Genomic DNA, 19,350 nt, shown 5'->3' on the forward strand with positions numbered 1-19,350 from the left:
GGCTCCGGGCGCCGGGCGCCGTACGCAGCGCCCTCTCGCAGTCCACGGCGATTGACAGGAGCTTCACCACCGCGGGTAATCGGGCTCACGGAACCCCGTACGGGACTCCGCCTACCGTTGCGGGTCAGCGCCGGACTTCGACCGGACTTCCCCCGCGAGGCGCTTGCAGCTTAGCGTGTGCCGCGGCACAGGCGTTCGGTCTGGGCCGCGTGGTCGACGCCGGTCGCTCCGGGGCTGCCGCAACAGCAGTCGCGGCACACGACGATGCGGCACGGCACGGGGCCGGTCGCCGTTCCGGTCCGGGCGCCGTCAGTCGTTCGTCCGGTCGGCGTTGTGGGCCTGCGGTGCCGTCCCTCTCTCCGGGGAGATCCGCCCCGGTGGCCCGTCGGGGAGGCGACCGCGTGAGTCTCCTGGCTCCCGGGTCGATGCTCGTCCCGGCCTTCCCACCCGCTGCCGGGCAGTGGCCTGTCGGGAATCGCTCGCCGATCACAGGGGCGGGACCGCGCCGGATCCACACCGGCTTCCTCGTCCGCCGTCACCCTGTCGCCGGCCGTCATCCCCTCCCGGGACACCGTCCCGCCCGCCCCGTTCCGGCCGTCAGTCCGTCTCCTGGGCGTGCGGGGCCGTCGCGGGCGGATGGGTCGGACGGTCCCGTCCGCCGTCACGGCCGGACACCACCACGATGACCAGCCCGACAAGGACGGCTCCGGCGACGACCCGTCCGACCGCGCGCGCCCACCAGGCCGGACGGGCCGCGCCCACGCCTCCCTTCGGCGGGCCCAGCCGTTCGGCCCGCCGGGCAGGTCTCAGCAGACGCAGCAACAGCAGTGCGGCGACCGGCAGTTGCAGCAGCCACAGCACGGTGCGCGGCCACTCTCCGTACCAGACGTTGGTTCCGTACAGCAGTGTGTGCCACACGCTCAGCACGTAGACGACGATCACGAAGCGGTGCAGCCGTCGCCAGGTGTTCGCTCCGATGCGGTGCCGGACGTAGAAGAGCAGCCCCAGCGGAACCGCCAGGTAGAGGGCACCCTGTCCGAGCGGGATGGCGATCCTTCCGGTTCCGGAGTCGTACCAGCCCGGCACGAAACTGTCGGCGAAGCCCACCCACAGCCGTTCCGCCCAGTCCACCTTCGTCTCGTAGCGCACGAGTTCCGCGGCGAACATCAGCGCGTGCGCGGACATCAGCGCCGTCGTCGTCAGGCTCGTGGTGCGGTGCCAGCGTTCCAGCACCTGCCGGGAGACCGGCAGCCGGGCGGGGCGCGGCCCCGACAGCAGCAGGCCGAGCATGACCGTGCCCCAGGCCCACAGCAGCCCCGACCACCCGAACGCCTGGCTGAGCAAGTACATCCAGTAGGTGCCGGGATCGTCCATGAACGGCATGACCGCGACCGTGTCCGACGCACCCGACTCCATGCGCGCCCACAGAAGCGCGAACACGAGCGCCGTGACCACCACCGCCGCGGCGGCGTCGGGCAGGGCGGACCGCAGGTCGCCGCGGAGCGCGACACGGTCGCCGGGAGGCCGTTGCCGTCCGGACGATGCTGCCCCGTCTTCGTCCGGACTCGCGTCTGACAGCATCAGGGGCCTCCCGTGCACGGAGCACCGCAGCAACGGTGCGCATGTGGCGTCAGGCAGCAAGTCTGGCTGAGGGGACGGCGAACCACCGAGGCGGTATCCGGCCAGAGCCGCCGCGAAGACCGCACGGGGCACATCTGATCGCCTGTCCCCTCCACGTGCAGGACAGCCGCCGACGCCCCCTGTCGCGGGACCGGACCGTCGTGACGCCCCCACCGGGCCGTGCCGATCGCGAGGGTCGTCGCCACCGTGGCGGCGACCCTCGCGATCATCAGCGATGTCTTCGTGCAGGCCTTGTCAGGCGCGGGTCCAGCGTTGGTTGTTGCCGTTCGAGCAGGAGTAGAGCTGGATCAGGGTGCCGTTGGCGGTGCCGCCTCCGACGGCGTCGAGGCAGAGGCCGGACTGGACGCCGACGATGGATCCGTCGGTGTTGAGGCGCCACTTCTGGTTGTCGCCGCCCCAGCAGCTGTAGATCTGGACCTTGGCGCCGTTGCCGGTGCCGGCGGCGTCCAGGCACTTGTTGCCGTAGACCCTGAGCTCACCGGCGTCGGTGTACGTCCACTGCTGGTTGGTGTCGTTGTGGCAGTCCCACAGCTGGAGCTGGGTGCCGTCGGTGGTGCTGGCGTTGGGCACGTCCAGGCAGCGGCCCGAACCGACGCCCTTGATCGTGTTGCCGTCCGCGGGGGGCTCCGAAGTGTCGCCGCCGTTGAGAGCGTTGAGGACGGCGGTGTACGCGGGCTTCTTGCTGCCGTCGTTGTTGAACAGCAGCGGCGTGTCCCCCGATCGCCAGGAGTCGCTGTCGCGCACACCCCAGACGGTGACGCCGAGGCAGCGGGAGACGGCCAGGCAGTCGTTGACCACGTTGGCGTAGGTCGTGGACGAGGCGCCCTGGATGTCGAGTTCGGTGACGGCCACGTCGACGCCGAGGGCGGCGAAGTTCTGCAGGGTGGTGCGGAAGTTGCTGTTGTAAGGGCTGCCGCTGTTGAAGTGCGACTGGAAGCCGACGCAGTCGATCGGCACACCGCGCTGCTTGAAGTCCCGCACCATGTTGTACATGGCCTGGGTCTTGGCCCAGGTCCAGTTCTCGACGTTGTAGTCGTTGTAGCAGAGCTTGGCGGACGGGTCGGCGGCGCGCGCGGCGCGGAAGGCGACCTCGATCCAGTCGTTGCCGGTGCGCTGCAGGTTGGAGTCGCGCCGGGCCCCCGAACTGCCGTCGGCGAAGGCCTCGTTCACGACGTCCCACTGCGCGATCTTGCCCTTGTAGTGGCTCATCACGCCGTTGATGTGGTCGATCATCGCCTGGCGCAGCTGGCTGCCGCTGAGGCTCTGCATCCAGCCGGGCTGCTGGGAGTGCCAGGCCAGGGTGTGGCCGCGCACCTCCTTGCCGTTCTGCACCGCCCAGTTGTAGACGCGGTCGGCGGCGCTGAAGTTGAACTGACCCCGCTGCGGTTCGGTGGCGTCGATCTTCATCTCGTTCTCGGCCGTCACCGAGTTGAACTCACGGTTCGCGATCGACGCGTACGTCGAGTCGCTCAGCCTGCTCCCGGCGATGGCGACGCCGAAGTAGCGGCCGCTCTGCGCCGCCGCGGCGCCGAGCGTGCTCTCGGCGGCTTGAGCGGGCGGCGGCGCGACCAGTGCGGCGACCGTACCGAGGACGCCGGCGACCAGCGCCAGCAGCAGAACGCGGATCTTCCGCCGGACACCGGGTCCGGGAAGGGCATGAGAGCCCATTGCTGTGCCTCCGAGGTAGGTAATGACGGGATCACCGGACACCGCGGTCATGGGGCCCGGGAGGATCTCAACCGGCATGGACGGGCCCGGTCGGCCGCCGAGTGACGTACGCCGGGCGGCAGCGGTCTTTCGACGCAGACACGGGGTACTCCATCGCGGCTCAGCCGGGAGGCCGTCACGTGGCGTCGCACACCTCTCCTACCGCACGGAGGGTCGGGACGCGTCGGTGCGAGCCTCACCGGGACGAAAAACGGGGTGGCGCAGGTGCTTTGGCGTGCGGATCCGTCGTGCAGCTGTGCGCGGCTCTGCAGTGCGGCACAGTCTGCCCGGAACCAGCACGGTTCGAAATCTCGTACTGCGGTCGGTTTACCAGACAGGATGATTGAGGGGTTGACGGTGACTCGTCAACCCTCGTGAAGGAAAAGTTTCCACTTGTGTTTCGAAACTTTCGACACCTGGTCAAGGCGTGCGAATCCCTGAGCCGGCGAGCCATACCGCGAACCACCTGGGGATTTCTGGTCGACACAAGGGCTTGTCACACCCGGAGGGAGAAAATGCTTGCGGACATATCGGCGACAGGCCTTGACCGGAAGGCCCCGCCTTCCTAGCTTGTGGCGTCACAGAGCCGAGATCACTTCGAAACTTTCGTATCCCCTGCCCCGGCGCGGCTGCCGCTCCGCGGTTCATCGGCGGCACCTCACCCCGCCCCCAAGGAGGCCCTCTGATGTGGTTTCGCCACCCGTCCCCGGTCCGTCCAAGACGCTTACTCGGCGTCCTCGCGCCCTTGCTGCTGGTGGCCGCCTTCCTCGGCGCCCAGCCCGCCGAGGCCGCGACCGTGGACACCAACGCCTCGTACGTACTGGTCAACCGCAACAGCGGCAAAGCCCTGGACGTCTACAACATGGCGACCGGCGACGGCGCCCGCATCACCCAGTGGACCAGGAACGACCAGAACCAGCAGCAGTGGCAGTTCGTCGCTTCCGGGGACGGCTACTACCGCCTCAAGTCCCGCCACTCGGGCAAGGTGCTGGACGTCTACAACTGGTCCACCGCGAACGGCGGTTCGATCGTCCAATGGACCGACCTGAACGCCACCAACCAGCAGTGGCGGCTGGCCGACAGCTCGGACGGCTACGTAAGGCTCATCTCGCGCCACAGCAACAAGGCCCTCGAAGTGCAGGGCGCCTCCACCGCCGACAACGCGAACATCGTCCAGTACGACGACTGGGGCGGCACCAACCAGCAGTGGCAGCTCGTCAAGGTCGGCTCCGACACCCCCGGCTCGTGTGATCTCCCGTCGAGCTACCGCTGGACGTCGACGGGCGCGCTGGCGCAGCCCAAGCAGGGGTGGGTCTCGCTCAAGGACTTCACCGTCGCCCCCTACAACGGCAGACAACTCGTCTACGCCACCACGCACGACACGGGGACGAGGTGGGGTTCGATGAACTTCGGCCTGTTCACCAACTGGTCGGAGATGGGCTCGGCCAGCCAGAACGCGATGTCCAACTCGACCGTCGCACCCACGCTCTTCTACTTCGCGCCGAAGAACATCTGGGTGCTCGCCTACCAGTGGGGCGGAACCGCCTTCTCCTACCGGACGTCGAGCGACCCCACCAACCCGAATGGCTGGTCGTCCGAGCAGGTGCTCTTCTCCGGAAGCATCTCCGGCTCCGGAACGGGACCCATCGACCAGACACTCATCGGTGACGGCACGAACATGTACCTGTTCTTCGCCGGCGACAACGGCAAGATCTACCGGGCCAGCATGCCGATCGGGAACTTCCCGGGCAGCTTCGGCTCGACCTCGACAGTGATCATGAGCGATACGACGAACAACCTGTTCGAAGCCCCGCAGGTCTACAAGCTGCAGGGCCAGAACCGCTACCTCATGATCGTCGAGGCCATCGGCTCGCAGGGCCGCTACTTCCGCTCGTTCACGGCCACCAGTCTGAACGGCTCCTGGACACCCCAGGCCGCGACCGAGAGCAATCCCTTCGCCGGCAAGGCCAACAGTGGCGCCACCTGGACCAACGACATCAGTCACGGCGAACTGATCCGTACCAGCCCCGATCAGACCATGACCGTCGATCCCTGCAATCTGCAGTTGCTCTACCAGGGACGCAGCCCCAACTCCGGCGGCGACTACGGCCTCCTGCCCTATCGTCCGGGTCTGCTGACCCTGCGGCGCTGACGTCTCTGACGGCGCTGACGGCGCTGACGGCTCCTGACACCGGCAAGGCCGGCGTTGAGGTCGCGAGTGACGAAGGGGACGGGCCCGGGAAAACGGACGCCGGTCCGGCTCGGAAGCCGCTGCACACCGTGGAGCGGGGACCAGGAGCCGGACCGGCGATGACGCGGGCCGCCCCGCCGGGACGGCGGGCGTGATCGTGTACACGCGCCGCACGCGCTGAGCCGGCTTCCGGTCCGGCTCGGGGTCTCAGGGCGCGGCAGCCGCCGACAGGTCCGGCTGCTCCGCCCGCCGCCGCGGTGCCGTCCGTACGGCGAGCACCATGGTCAGGCCGCCGCCGGGTGTGTCCTCGACGTCGAGCGTGCCGCCGATGGCCTCGGCGAAGCCTCGTGCGACCGCGAGGCCGAGGCCGACGCCGGCACCTCGGGGTGAGTCGCCGTACCGCTGGAACGGCTCGAAGATCCGGCCCTTGGCCTCGTCCGGGACGCCGGGCCCGCGGTCGACGACCCGTATCTCGACCCGGTCGGCGATGGCGCTCGCGGCCACCAGCACCTTCTCACCCGGCGGGCTGTACTTGACGGCGTTCTCGACGACGTTGGCGACGGCTCGCTCCAGCAGCCCCCGGTCGACGTGGACCATGGGCAGCGTCTCGGGGATGTCCAGGTCGACGCTGTCCTCGGGGACCCCGCCCAGTCCCATGGGCACGACTTCGTCGAGGTCGGTCTCGCGGAGGATGGGGGTGACGGTGCCGGTCTGGAGGCGGGACATGTCCAGCAGGTTGCCGACCAGCTGGTCGAGCCGGTCGGCGCCCTCCTCGATGGCCTCCAGCAGCTCCGCCCGATCCTCCTCGGACCACTCCACGTCGTCGGAGCGGAGCGAGGACACGGCGGCCTTGATACCGGCGAGCGGAGTGCGCAGGTCGTGGCTGACGGCGGCGAGCAGCGCGGTCCGTATGCGGTTGCCCTCGGCCAGTTCCTCGGCCCGGCCGGCCTCGCGCCGCAGGCGTTGGCGGTCCAGGACGACTGCGGCCTGGGCGGCGAACGCGGCCAGCACACGGCGGTCGGCGGCCGGCAGCACCCTGCCGCGCAGGGACAGCGCCATGTGATCACTGACGGGGACGTCGACGTCCGCGTCCTCGGGGATCCCGGCGGGCCGGGGTCCCACGCTGCCGGCGCAGGTCCAGGGATCCGTCTCGCCGGTCCGCTCCAGCAGCGCCACCGACTCCATGCCGAAGGTCTCGCGGACCCGCTCCAGGAGCGCCTCCAGCGTGGTTTCGCCGCGCAGGACGTTGCCCGCCAGGAAGGAGAGGATCTCGGACTCCGCGCGCAGCCGGGCGGCCTGGTGGGTGTGCCGGGCCGCGAGGTCCACCACCGAGGCCACTGCCACGGCCACGCCGACGAAGACCACGAGGGCGACGATGTTCTTCGGGTCGGTGATCGTCAGGGTGTCCACGGGCGGGGTGAAGAACCAGTTGAGCAGCAGCGAGCCCACCCCTGCGGAGGCCAGCGCCGGGAGGAGCCCGCCCAGCAGGGCCGCCGCCACCGTCAGGGTCAGGAAGAGCAGCATGTCGTTGGCGAGGCCGACGTCCGCGGCGGCGCCGGTGAGGAGCCAGGTGAGCAGGACGGGACCGAGCACGCCGACCAGCCAGCCGCTGATCACCCGGGGGCGTCCCAGGCGTGCTCCGCGCGCCACCGGCAGTCCGCGGCCCCTGCCGACCGCGTCGTGGGTGACGAGGTGGACGTCGAGGTCGGGGCCGGACTCGCGGGCGACCGTGGCGCCGACGCCCGGCCCGAAGGCGTACTGCCAGCTCCTGCGCCGGGAGACGCCGAGGACGATCTGGGTGGCGTTCACTCCCCGGGCGAAGTCGAGGAGGGCGGCCGGGATGTCGTCGCCGACGACGTGGTGGAAGGTGCCGCCGAGGTCCTCGACCAGGGTGCGCTGGACGGCCAGCTCCTTCGGGGACGCGGCGGTGAGGCCGTCGCTGCGGGAGATGTAGACGGCCATGACTTCGCCACCGGCGCCCTTCTCGGCCAGTCGCGCGGCCCGCCGGATCAGGGTGTGTCCCTCCGGGCCCCCGGTCAGACCGACCACGATCCGCTCCCGGGAGCCCCAGATGGCCGAGACCTGGTGTGCGCTGCGGTACTCGGTCAGGTACGCGTCGACCCGGTCGGCCACCCACAGCAGGGCGAGTTCGCGCAGCGCGGTGAGGTTGCCGGGGCGGAAGTAGTTGGACAGGGCGGCGTCGACCTTGTCGGGCTTGTAGACGTTCCCGTGCGCCATACGGCGACGCAGCGCCTCCGGGGACATGTCGACCAGCTCGATCTGGTCCGCACGCCGTACGACCTCGTCGGGGACGGTCTCGCGCTGCCGCACCCCGGTGATCGCCTCGACCACGTCGCCCAGCGACTCCAGGTGCTGGATGTTGACGGTCGATATCACGTCGGTGCCGGCGGCGAGCAGTTCCTCGACGTCCTGCCACCGCTTGGTGTTGCGGGAGCCGGGCACGTTGGTGTGGGCCAGCTCGTCGACCAGGGCGACCGCGGGGGCGCGGCGCAGGACGGCGTCCACGTCCATCTCGGTGAAGGTGCCGCCCCGGTACTCGATCTCCCTGCGCCGCACCTGTTCCAGGCCGTGCAGCATCACCTCGGTGCGCGGCCGGTCGTGGTGCTCCACGAAGGCGACCACGCAGTCGGTACCACGCTCGATACGGCGGTGCGCCTCCGAGAGCATCGCGTACGTCTTGCCGACGCCGGGTGCCGCGCCGAGGTAGATCCGCAGTTTGCCGCGTGCCATGTCGTCCCTCGGTCAGCCTTCGAAGCGGTAGCCCATGCCGGGCTCGGTGATCAGGTAGCGGGGGTGGGAGGGGTCCTTCTCCAGTTTGCGGCGCAGCTGGGCCATGTAGACGCGCAGGTAGGTGCTCTTGTTGCGCTGTGAGATGCCCCAGACCTCCTGGAGGAGGTGCTTCTGGGTGACGAGTTGGCCCGGATGGGTGACCAGGATCTCCAGCAGGTGCCACTCGGTCGGGGTGAGCCGCACGTCCCGCCCGCCCCGGACGGCCTTCTTGGTGAGCAGGTCGATGGTGAAGTCGTCCGTCTCGATCAGCGAGGTCTCGGGGGCGAGCGGGATGTCCTCGGTGCGCCGGACGGCGGCCCGCAGCCGGGCCAGCAGCTCGTCCATGCTGAACGGCTTGGTGATGTAGTCGTCGGCGCCGGCGTCGAGCGCGGACACCTTCTCGCCGGACGACTGCCGGGCGGACAGGACCAGGATCGGCGCCCGGGTCCAGCCCCGCAGGCCCTTGATGACGTCGACGCCGTCCATGTCGGGCAGGCCGAGGTCGAGCAGCACCACGTCGGGCTGACGCGCGGCGGCGAGCCGCAGGGCCGTGGCTCCGTCGGGGGCGGCGTCCACGCCGTAGTGACGTGCCTGCAAGTTGATCACGAGGGCCCGCACGAGCTGCGGGTCGTCCTCCACCACGAGCACCCGGGTCATGGGTGGATCGCCTCTCCAGTCGTACGTCGGGTCGTGCGCGCCGGTCGGCAAGCCGACTTCATGACTGTGGGAGTCGGCGGGTCCGGCATGTCTCCGGAGCCGCCGACCCCCGTGGGATCGCATGACGTCCTCAGCTCCGGGCCAGGAGTTCCTCGAGGGCGATGTTGAGTTCGAGGACGTTCACCCGGGGCTCACCCATGAAGCCGAGCGTGCGTCCCTCGGTGTGCTCGTCGACGAGCTTTTGGACCTCGGCGACCGGCAGTCCGTTCCTGTCGGCGACCCGGTGGACCTGGATCTCCGCGTACTCGGGCGAGATGTCCGGGTCCAGGCCGGAGCCGGAGGAGGTCACCGCGTCAGCGGGCACCTCCGAGGGCTCGACCGTGTGGTCCGCGGTGGAGTTCTCCTCGACGACCTCGGCCTTCGCCTCCTTCACCCACGTGATCAGCTCGGGGTTGTCGCCGGAACGGTTGGTGGCGCCGGACAGGATCAGCTCGTACTGGGTGTTGACCGAGTTCTCGCCCAGACCGTTGGCAGGCCGAGGCTGGAAGTGGTCCGCGCTGTAGCCCTGTTGGCCGATCAGCGAAGAGCCGGCCACCTTGCCGTCCGCCTCGATCTCCGAGCCGTTCGCCTTGTCGTTGAAGAGAGCCTGCGCCACACCTGTGACGGCCAGCGGATAGACGACGCCCGTGAGCAAGGTCAGCACGAGCAGCGCCCGCAGGCCCGCGCCCAGCAACCGCCCGGTGTTCACAACGGAGTTCTTCATGGTCCTTCACCCGATCCCGGGGATCGCGGAGATGAGCAGGTCGATGAGCTTGATGCCGATGAACGGGGCGATCAGACCGCCGAGTCCGTAGATCGTGAGGTTCCGCCGCAGCATGAGATCCGCGCTGACCGGCCGGTACCGCACGCCCTTCAGGGACAGCGGCACCAGCGCGACGATGATGAGCGCGTTGAAGATCACCGCGGACAGGATCGCGGAGTCCGGCGAGGACAGGCCCATGATGTCGAGCCTGTCCAGGCCCGGATGGACGGCCGCGAACAGCGCCGGGATGATCGCGAAGTACTTCGCGACGTCGTTGGCGATGGAGAACGTGGTCAGCGCCCCGCGTGTGATCAGCAACTGCTTGCCGATCTCGACGATCTCGATCAGCTTGGTCGGGTCGGAGTCGAGGTCGACCATGTTGCCGGCCTCCTTGGCGGCCGACGTACCGGTGTTCATCGCCACGCCGACGTCCGCCTGCGCGAGCGCGGGCGCGTCGTTGGTTCCGTCGCCGGTCATCGCGACCAGCTTGCCGTCGGCCTGCTCCCGCTTGATCAGGGCCATCTTGTCCTCGGGGGTGGCCTCCGCGAGGAAGTCGTCGACGCCCGCCTCCTCGGCGATCGCCCTGGCTGTCAGCGGGTTGTCACCCGTGATCATGACGGTCTTGATGCCCATGCGGCGCAGTTCCTCGAACCGCTCCCGCATGCCGTCCTTGACCACGTCCTTGAGGTGGATGACGCCCAGGATCCGGGCGCCCCGGTCGTCCTCGACGGCGACCAGCAGCGGCGTACCGCCCGCCCCGGAGATCCGCTCGGCGATCCCGTCGGCGTCCTCGGCGACCGTCCCGCCCCGCTCCTCGACCCAGGCGATGACCGAACCGGCCGCGCCCTTGCGGATCCTGCGGCCGTCGACGTCGACGCCCGACATACGGGTCCGGGCGGTGAAGGCGATCCACTCGGCGCCCACCAGTTCGCCCTGGTGGCGCTCGCGCAGGCCGTACCCCTCCTTGGCGAGGACGACGACCGAGCGGCCCTCGGGCGTCTCGTCGGCCAGCGACGACAGTTGCGCGGCGTCCGCGACCTCGGCCTCGGTGGTGCCCCGGACCGGCAGGAACTCGGCGGCCCGCCGGTTGCCGAGGGTGATGGTGCCGGTCTTGTCGAGCAGCAGCGTGGAGACGTCACCGGCTGCCTCGACCGCACGGCCGGACAGGGCGAGTACGTTGCGCTGGACCAGGCGGTCCATGCCCGCGATGCCGATCGCGGAGAGCAGGGCGCCGATCGTGGTCGGGATCAGGCAGACCAGCAGGGCGATCAGCACGACCATGGTCAGCTCCGTGCCCGCGTGGTCCGCGAACGGCGGCAGCGTGGCCACCGCGAGGAGGAAGACGATCGTCAGCGAGGCCAGCAGGATGTTCAGCGCGATCTCGTTCGGCGTCTTCTGCCGCGCCGCGCCCTCGACCAGGTTGATCATCCGGTCGATGAAGGTCTCGCCCGGCTTCGTCGTGATCCTGACGACGATGCGGTCGGAGAGGACCTTCGTACCGCCGGTGACCGCCGAGCGGTCACCGCCCGACTCGCGGATCACCGGGGCCGACTCGCCCGTGATCGCCGACTCGTCGACGGACGCGACACCCTCGGCGACGTCACCGTCGCCGGGGATGATGTCGCCGGACTCGCACACGACCAGGTCGCCGATCCTCAGATCGGTGCCTGGCACCCGCTCCTCACGGTCGCCCACGAGCCGGCGCGCCACCGTGTCGGTCCTGGTCTTGCGCAGGGTGTCGGCCTGCGCCCTGCCGCGGCCTTCGGCGACCGCCTCCGCCAGGTTGGCGAAGACGACGGTCAGCCACAGCCAGGCGCTGATCGTCCAGCCGAACCGGTCGCCGGGGTCCGTGAAGGAGAACACCGTGGTCAGCACGGACCCGATCCACACCACGAACATCACGGGCGACTTGATCTGGACCCGCGGGTCGAGCTTGCGGAAGGCGTCCGGGAGCGACTTGACCAGCTGCTTCGGATCGAAGAGGCCGGCGCCGACACGGCCTTCGGCGGGCCTGTGCCCGGTGGGGACGTCGCTGTGCGGCGCCCGGGTGGGAGTGGCTGTGGACATGGAGTCCTCTGACTTCTCTGTACGGGTGGTCATCACGCCAGCCCCTCGGCGAGCGGGCCCAGCGAGAGGGCGGGGAAGTAGGTGAGACCGGTGATGATCAGGATGGCGCCCACCAGCAGGCCGGTGAACAGCGGTTTCTCGGTGCGCAGGGTGCCCGCCGTGGCCGGCACCGGCTTCTGCTCGGCGAGCGAGCCGGCCAGCGCCAGGACGAACACCATCGGCAGGAAGCGGCCGAGCAGCATCGCGATGCCGAGCGTGGTGTTGAACCACTGCGTGTCCGCGTTCAGGCCGGCGAAGGCCGAGCCGTTGTTGTTCGAGGCCGACGTGTAGGCGTACAGGATCTCGGAGAATCCGTGCGCACCGCTGTTGGTCATCGAGTCGCCGGGGGTCGGCAGGGCCATCGCGAACGCGGTGAGGGTGAGCACGAGAGCCGGGGTGACGAGGATGTGACAGGCCGCCAGTTTGATCTCGCGGATGCCGATCTTCTTGCCCAGGTACTCGGGTGTACGGCCGACCATCAGGCCGGCGATGAACACCGCGATGACCGCCATGATCAGCATGCCGTAGAGGCCGGAGCCGACGCCGCCGGGCGCGATCTCGCCCAGCATCATGCCGAGCATGGTGATGCCGCCGCCCAGGCCGGTGAAGGAGGAGTGGAAGGAGTCCACCGCACCGGTCGAGGTGAGGGTGGTCGACACGGCGAAGATCGACGAGCCGCCGATGCCGAAGCGGACCTCCTTGCCTTCCATCGCACCGCCTGCGGCCTGGAAGGCCGGGCCGTGGTGGGAGAACTCGGTCCACATCATGAGCGCGACGAAGCCGAGCCAGATGGTGGCCATGGTGGCGAGGATCGCGTAGCCCTGCTTGACCGAGCCGACCATCAGGCCGAAGGTCCGGGTGATCGAGAACGGGATCAGCAGGATCAGGAAGATCTCGAAGAGGTTGGAGAACGGGGTGGGGTTCTCGAACGGGTGGGCGGAGTTGGCGTTGAAGTAGCCGCCACCGTTGGTGCCCAGCTCCTTGATGGCCTCCTGCGAGGCCACCGCGCCCCCGTTCCACTCCCGCGTGCCGCCCGTGAACTGGCCGACCTCGTGGATGCCGGAGAAGTTCTGGATCACCCCGCACGCCACCAGGACGACCGCGCCGACGGCCGCCAGCGGCACCAGGACGCGCACGACACCGCGTACCAGGTCGGCCCAGAAGTTGCCCAGCTCACCGGTGCGGGAGCGCGCGAACCCGCGCACGAGCGCCACGGCGACGGCCATGCCCACGGCCGCGGAGACGAAGTTCTGCACCGCCAGGCCGGCGGTCTGCACGACGTGGCCCATGGCCTGCTCGCCGTAGTACGACTGCCAGTTGGTGTTGGTCACGAACGACACGGCGGTGTTGAACGCCTGGTCCGGGTCGATCGAGGCGAATCCCAGCGAGCCGGGCAGGACACCCTGGAGCCGCTGGAGGGCGTAGAGGAGGAGGACGCCGGCCAGGGAGAAGGCGAGGACGCCGCGCAGGTACGCGGGCCAGCGCATCTCGGTGTCGGGGTCGGCGCCGATGCCCTTGTGGATCCACTTCTCGACGCGCCAGTGCCTGTCGGAGGAGTAGACCTCGGCCATGTAGGTGCCGAGGGGCTTGTGGGCGAGGGCCAGCGCGGCCATGAGCGCGAGCAACTGGAGCACGCCGGCGAGGACGGGACCCACGCCTCCCGCCGCGGTAGCAGCTGATGTCACCGTCAGAACCTCTCCGCGAAGATCAGGGCGAGGACGAGATGGCCCAGCAGGGAGACGGCCACGATCAGGCCGACGACGTTCTCGGCGGTCACAGCTTCGTCACCCCCTTGGCGGCAAGGGCCACCAGCGCGAAACCCGCGAGCACGGTGAAGACGAAGGCCAGATCGGCCATCGCGAACTCCTGGAGTGAGGTCGGTTGGAACGGACGATTAGAGGAAAGCGCCTCTTTGACCGGATCAGGCCGGTCGTTGACGTCTCCCTTACGGCGATGCCGCGACTTTGACGGAGTTCTTACGGCATCCGGTCGGAACCGGTGAGCAGGCCGCCCTGATGGTCGATGGCCCAGGTCACCAGGTCACGACACACCGGCTGACATCCGGAACCGCGCGAGGTCTTCGTCCTCTGTGGCGCACCGGAGCCCCGACCGTCGCCACCGCCCGGCCGGGACACCGCTCGGGTCGCCGCACGTGAACCTTCCCGTACAGAACGCGTCAGGACTGCTCCGTGACGGCCTTGCCTTCACGGAGCCGGCCATACGCTGCTCGGTGACGGTGTGTGGCATGCCGCACGGTGCCGCTCGCCCCGGGAGCCGGTGCGCCCTCCAGGACATCGGGCGGATCACCGCTGCCCTGCGCTCGGACTCGGTCTGTGGGCTGTTCCTGACCGTCCTCACCGTGGTGGCGGCGGAGTCGTGGCGCAGCGCGAAGGGGGCCTCGGACCTCGATGGTCTCCTCGCCGTTCGGCTGGCCAGCGGAGGCGGCTGGCCGGGCGCTCCCACGGACGGGAGCGACTCAGGGTCCGGCGGCCGGGATGCCGGGAGCGGGGCCGCTGGACCTCCGGGGACGAGGCGGAGGAGATCGGCCGTGGCGGGCGGCGGCGTCTCCCCCGGATCATCGCCGGCAGGGAGTGCAAGCGGCATCGGTCATTCCGTCGTACCCGCCCTTCCCGTCCGCCGCGACACACGGCCCACTGCGGCCGGAGAGCGAGCACCTGACCGTCCGGCGGCCGGGAGCCCGGCCGCCGGACGGGCGTTCAGCCATGCGTCACGACGCGTGACGCATGCAGGTCATCGGGTGTAGCGGATGGCCGGTCGGGCCGGCCGCTCCATGTCCTCTCCGATGAAGTAGCCGGTCCACGGCGGCTGGTTGTAGGCCACGTTCTGCCAGGCCACCCCGAGGCGGTACTGCGGATCGTGCATCAGGGTGCGCAGCCGCAGGTCCGTCCCGGCGGTCGTGGTGTAGACCCGGAGCGCCGACTCGTCCTGGGTGCGGTAGATGACTTCCTCGCGCCAGTCGCCGTACAGGTCGGCCTGGAGTACGGGGTTTCCCTTGGTCCAGTTGTTGGTGTAGACGCCCTCGGGCTGGAAGACGGTGTTCTGGGTGCCGGTCTTCCCGTCCCACTCGGCGACGTACGGCCGGCCCGCCGGGTCGGTCGACTCGCTGAAGTCGTGGTCGAGGATCTCCCGCAGGGGGTCGCCGTCCCACCAGATCATGTGGTTGGCCGACGGGATGGACGTGCCGAGCAGCGTGCCGTCGGCCGCCCTCAGTTCGCCCTCGCGCGAGTTCCAGGCGCCGGTCGCGGTGACCGCCCAGGCCTCCGCGCCCGGGTGGGCGGGGTCGATGTCGCCGGCTGCCGCGCGTCCGATGTCCCTGGTCGCGGGCATGTCGTAGAGGATCTCGCCGGTGGCCGCGTCCCGGAACGTCGCTCCGCGGTTGCCGGAGGCCGCCATCGACTCGTGGGCGGCGAAGACTTCCTGGCCGGGGCGGCTCGGGTCGAAGTCGGAGACGTGCAGGGAGTCGCCGTGGCCCAGCTTGGTGTTGTACAGCGGCGATCCGTCGTCGTCCAGGGTGAGCGAGCCGTAGACGATCTCGTCCTTCGCGTCGCCGTCCACGTCCGCGACCGCCAGGTTGTGGTTGCCCTGGCCCTTGTACTCGGCGCCCAGGTCGTCGGAGTCGAACGCCCAGCGCTGCTTCAGTTTCTCGCCGTCGAAGTCGAAGGCGGTCAGGGTGGAGCGGGTGTAGTAGCCGCGGGCGAAGACGACCGAGGGGCGTTCGCCGTCCAGGTAGGCGACACCGGCCAGGAAGCGGTCGGCGCGGTTGCCGTAGCAGTCGCCCCAGGCACAGGTGTCACCCCGCCCCGGGACGTAGTCCACGGTGTCGACGGCCGCGCCGGTCTTCCCGTCGAAGACCGTCAGGTACTCGGGGCCGGACAGTACGTGACCGCTGCTGTTGCGGTGGTCGGCCGCCGGGTCGCCGATCACGGTGCCGGTGCCGTCCACCGTGCCGTCGGCCGTCTTCACCGTCACCTCGGAGCGGCCGTCGCCGTCGAGGTCGTAGACCATCAGCTGGGTGTAGTGCGCCCCGGCGCGGATGTTGCGGCCGAGGTCGATGCGCCACAACTGCTCGCCGTCCAGGGTGTAGGCGTCGAGGTAGACGTTGCCGGTGTAGCCGCTGCGGGAGTTGTCGCGCGAGTTGCTCGGGTCCCACTTCTGGACGATCTCGTACCGGCCGTCCCCGTCGAGGTCGCCGACGCTCGCGTCGTTGAGGTGGTAGGTGTACGACTCTCCGGCCGGTGTGACGCCGCCGGCGGGCCGGTTGACCGGGATCTCCTGGTACTGCCGGGACCAGACGCCGAACCTGTCGGTGCGCTCGGTGACCCGGCTGCCGCGCAGGACCTCGACCCGGTAGACCGAGTCGGCGGTGCCGCGCGGGTCGGTGAGGCTGGTCGCGCCGCGGACCGGGGTGCGGGTGATGCGGCGGCCGTCCCGGTAGACGTGGAAGGCGACGCCCTCCGGGTCCAGGCCGAGCATCCGCCAGCCGACGAAGACGCCGTCCTCGGTCCGCACGGCGACCGGCGCCCGGTCGAGGTTCTCCATCTGGCGCAGCGGACGGTCGGGCCGGTGGTCGCCGGAGGCGGAGGCGGGACCGGTGAACGCGGTGGCGGCGAGGGACAGGACGGCGAGGCAGACGGCGATCGGCCGGAAGCGGGACCGGCCGGTCGCGGTGACTGCGGTGCGTCTGGCGTGTCGAGTGCCGGGAACGGTGGATTCCCTGCCCATACGGGTGCTCCTTTGCTCGCAGGACGAGAGGCCCTGCGGGATTGAATCGATTCATCAACCGGCCGTCCGAGTCTGGCAACGGCTGATCGACAGGGTCAACACTCGGGTCAGTGCGGTTAGTTGCGAAACATTGCGAGCGGTCCCCAGGAGTCGGACGTCGCGGTACGGCCGCACCCGATGGCGTCCGGTCACCCGACCATGCGCGCGCCCCGCACGCCTTCGGCGGTCAGGAGCCGGTCACCCGGCCGCCGGGTGCCTCCTGCGAACCGGGGTGGTGCGACGGTGTCGACGGCCTGCTCGCCGAAGGCTCCGTCGACGAGGCGTGAGCCCGTGGGGCGGGCGGGGCCGGTCAGGTCGTCGCCTGCCGCGTCAGCCGGGGAGCCGGCAGCTGCGGGCCGGGGATGTCCGTGCCACCGTCCAGTTGGACGAACAACGTGTTCACGGCGAGCCGGGACAGCTCGCGCGGCTGGGACGAGGTGGTCGTCGCGGACACGCGGAGGCCGGCGGCGAAGTCGTCCACGATGCCCCGCCGCGCGAGCCGCCCGATGCCCGCGTGCCCCTCGTCGGCGGTGATCAGCACCATGTCGTGGGCGTCGGGCGTGAGCCCCTCGACCGCGGCGAACAGCCGTTGCGCGCCGTCGCGAATCCGCGGATCGGCGCGCACGGGACGCACGGGACGCACCCGCGCGCCCGTCTCCCGCAGACTGCGCGCGGCGGACTCCAGCCGTTCGTCCTCGGCGTCGACCACGAGGCCGTAGCCGTGCTCGGCGAACTGCCGGGCCGGTTCGTATCCGATTCCGGCGGAAGCGCCGGTGATCAGGGCGAGAGACCGTGTGTCAGTCGTGCCGGCCGGGTGACCCGCGGGCGGATCGCCAAGTCCCGGCGACGGAGAGCGCGGCGGCGGCGCACCTGGAGTACCCGGCCGGGACCGTTCCGGGGCCTGGATCTGCGACTTCTCGTCCACACACAGCACCAGGGCCTTCTCCGGCGGGTCGAGGTAGAGGCCGACGACGTCACGGACCTTGTCGGTGAACAACGGGTCCGTGGAGAGCTTGAAGGTCCGCGTCCGGTGCGGGGCCGGGGCGAACGCCTGCCGGATCCGCGAGATCGCGGACTGCGACATGCCGGTGGCCGCCGCCGTCGACCTCGTCGACCAGTGGGTGGCGTTCTTCGGCTTCTCCCCCAGCGTCTTGACGACGACCCGCTCGACGTCCGCGTCGGTGATCTTCCGCGGGACACCGGGCCGCGGCTCGTCCGACAGGCCGTCCGGGCCGCGTTCGACAAAACGCCGCCGCCAGGTGCGGACCGTGTCCGCGGAGACACCCAGCCGGCGTGACACCTCCATGACCGAGTGCCCCTCGGCACACTCCAGCACGATGCTTGAGCGCTGGGCCAGCGCCCGGGCCGTCGTGCGGCGACGCACCCAGCCCTCCAGCACGGCCCGCTGGGCATCGGTCACCGGCAACGGCGGAATCCTCGGACCCGGACGACTCACACCCGACCAGCGACGAATCTCCGACTCAGGTCACTAGGACCGGCGGGGCACGGGGATCACATAGCGGCTGAAGAGCAGCTCGCGCAGAACGTCTTCGCCGCCTTCCACGAGGGAGACGTAGCGGATGTCGCGCATCAGCTTGCCGATGGGCAGTTCGTGCGTGTAGCCGAGTCCGCCGAACAGCTCGGAGCCCGCGCCGGCCACTTCCCAGCCGGCCTGGCCGCAGAACATCTTGGCGGTCAGGGCGGACTTCAGGGTGCCCTGGCGGTGGAAGAGGGCGGCGGCGCCGGGGTTCGTCATGATCGCGTCGTAGTCGCGGGCGGCGCGCAGACAGTGGCTCTTCATGACGTCGATCTGCATTTCCATCTGCCCGAGCCGCTGTGCGAACACGGGGCTCTCCATGAGGACGCCGTCGCGGAAGGGCTTGTTCTTGGCGTAGGTCATGCAGTGGTCGCGGATGCGGCGGGCCACCCCGATCGCGGTGGCCGCGATCAGGATGCGGCTGGCGTTGAGGCCGATCTCCAGCAGTCGCAGGCCGGAGCCGTCCAGGCGGTTCGCGGCGGGGACGCGGCAGCCGTTCAGGCTCACCTGGTAGGTGTGCGAGGCACGCAGGCCGATGACGTCCCAGCGTTTCACGACCTCGACGCCGGGGGTGTCGCGCGGGATCAGCACGGCGTGGTACGCCTCGGGGTCCTCGGCCGAGCGGGCGATGACGACGAGGAAGTCGGCGAAGTCGGTGTTGGTCGAGAAGAACTTCTCGCCGATGACGACGAGTTCGTCCCCTTCCGTCGCCACCACGGTCTCGATCTTGGCGAGTTCGCTGCCCGCGGCCCGCTCGCTGCCCAGCGTCGCGCAGAACGAGCCCCGGGCGGCCATGGGCGCGAGATGACGCGCCTTGAGCTCCTCGGAGCCGTACAGCTGCACGATGCTGGTGCCGAGCACCGAGATGAAGAGCGTGAAGGCCACCCCGGCGTCACCGTAGGAGATCTCGTTGACGATCTCGACGCCGTCCTCGAGGGTGAGTCCGCGCCCGCCCAGCTCCTCCGGCAGCCACCAGTTGGCCAGTCCGGTCTCCCGGAACCTGTCGTAGACGTCCGAGGGCTTGTCGTCGAGCGCGTCCAGCTCCGCGTGACGGCCCTCGAGGCACTCCTTGACGAACGTGCGAACGGCCTTGAGGTCTTCCTGCTTCATCTCTCCACCATGTCCAGGTCCGGCGCT

12 protein-coding genes, 1 pseudogene and 2 riboswitches are annotated in these 19,350 nt (G+C 70.0%); of the genes and pseudogenes, 1 reads left to right on the top strand and 12 read right to left on the bottom strand.

What is annotated here, in order from left to right:
- Window positions 1–52: 52 nt before the first annotated feature.
- A riboswitch (cobalamin riboswitch) is annotated at window positions 53–203 on the bottom strand.
- The 3 genes and pseudogenes from KUM38_RS43735 to KUM38_RS28395 form a co-directional block, all read right to left on the bottom strand.
- A pseudogene (locus KUM38_RS43735) lies at window positions 189–278 on the bottom strand ((2Fe-2S) ferredoxin domain-containing protein); the annotation flags it as partial. (Overlaps the previous riboswitch by 15 nt.)
- Window positions 279–403: 125 nt before the next feature.
- Window positions 404–529: riboswitch (cobalamin riboswitch) on the bottom strand.
- A gap of 68 nt (window positions 530–597) precedes the next feature.
- Window positions 598–1,581: a ferric reductase-like transmembrane domain-containing protein gene (locus tag KUM38_RS28390; RefSeq protein ID WP_217133347.1), complete on the bottom strand. Its 984-nt coding sequence runs from the start codon at window positions 1,579–1,581 to the stop codon at window positions 598–600.
- Window positions 1,582–1,875: 294 nt separating this feature from the next.
- Complete coding sequence (locus tag KUM38_RS28395; RefSeq protein ID WP_217133348.1) at window positions 1,876–3,309, bottom strand: endo-1,4-beta-xylanase; 1,434 nt, start codon at window positions 3,307–3,309, stop codon at window positions 1,876–1,878.
- A 724-nt stretch (window positions 3,310–4,033) separates the two neighbouring features.
- Between KUM38_RS28395 and KUM38_RS28400 the strand changes: the two genes are divergently transcribed.
- Window positions 4,034–5,500 (top strand): non-reducing end alpha-L-arabinofuranosidase family hydrolase, encoded by a 1,467-nt coding sequence (locus tag KUM38_RS28400; protein ID WP_217133349.1) that lies wholly within the window; start codon window positions 4,034–4,036, stop codon window positions 5,498–5,500.
- A 246-nt stretch (window positions 5,501–5,746) separates the two neighbouring features.
- Here KUM38_RS28400 and KUM38_RS28405 read toward each other — a convergent pair whose 3' ends face one another.
- From KUM38_RS28405 to KUM38_RS28450, 9 genes are all read right to left on the bottom strand, one after another.
- Window positions 5,747–8,290 (bottom strand): DUF4118 domain-containing protein, encoded by a 2,544-nt coding sequence (locus KUM38_RS28405; RefSeq protein WP_217133350.1) that lies wholly within the window; start codon window positions 8,288–8,290, stop codon window positions 5,747–5,749.
- Window positions 8,291–8,302: 12 nt separating this feature from the next.
- A complete protein-coding gene (locus KUM38_RS28410) occupies window positions 8,303–8,986 on the bottom strand; it encodes a response regulator (RefSeq protein ID WP_217133353.1) in 684 nt (227 codons plus the stop codon).
- Between the two features lie 130 nt (window positions 8,987–9,116).
- The gene (locus KUM38_RS28415) at window positions 9,117–9,749 is read right to left on the bottom strand and encodes a potassium-transporting ATPase subunit C (RefSeq protein WP_217133355.1); all 633 of its coding nucleotides are present in this window, start codon (window positions 9,747–9,749) and stop codon (window positions 9,117–9,119) included.
- 6 nt (window positions 9,750–9,755) lie between these two features.
- Window positions 9,756–11,855: a potassium-transporting ATPase subunit KdpB gene (kdpB, locus tag KUM38_RS28420; RefSeq protein WP_217133361.1), complete on the bottom strand. Its 2,100-nt coding sequence runs from the start codon at window positions 11,853–11,855 to the stop codon at window positions 9,756–9,758.
- A 32-nt stretch (window positions 11,856–11,887) separates the two neighbouring features.
- Window positions 11,888–13,549: a potassium-transporting ATPase subunit KdpA gene (kdpA, locus tag KUM38_RS28425; RefSeq protein WP_217133384.1), complete on the bottom strand. Its 1,662-nt coding sequence runs from the start codon at window positions 13,547–13,549 to the stop codon at window positions 11,888–11,890.
- Between the two features lie 32 nt (window positions 13,550–13,581).
- A complete protein-coding gene (kdpF, locus tag KUM38_RS28430; RefSeq protein ID WP_217133362.1) occupies window positions 13,582–13,671 on the bottom strand; it encodes a K(+)-transporting ATPase subunit F in 90 nt (29 codons plus the stop codon).
- Between the two features lie 974 nt (window positions 13,672–14,645).
- The gene (locus KUM38_RS28435; RefSeq protein WP_217133363.1) at window positions 14,646–16,637 is read right to left on the bottom strand and encodes a rhamnogalacturonan lyase; all 1,992 of its coding nucleotides are present in this window, start codon (window positions 16,635–16,637) and stop codon (window positions 14,646–14,648) included.
- A gap of 349 nt (window positions 16,638–16,986) precedes the next feature.
- Window positions 16,987–18,096, bottom strand: coding sequence for an IS630 family transposase (locus tag KUM38_RS42305; RefSeq protein WP_308409075.1), 1,110 nt, complete (start codon window positions 18,094–18,096; stop codon window positions 16,987–16,989).
- Window positions 18,097–18,165: 69 nt separating this feature from the next.
- Window positions 18,166–19,323, bottom strand: a complete 1,158-nt coding sequence (locus KUM38_RS28450) for an acyl-CoA dehydrogenase family protein (RefSeq protein WP_217133364.1) — start codon at window positions 19,321–19,323, stop codon at window positions 18,166–18,168.
- Window positions 19,324–19,350 lie beyond the last annotated feature (27 nt).

It is taken from the genome of Streptomyces sp. AC558_RSS880, from assembly GCF_019049255.1.
Classification (GTDB): domain Bacteria; phylum Actinomycetota; class Actinomycetes; order Streptomycetales; family Streptomycetaceae; genus Streptomyces.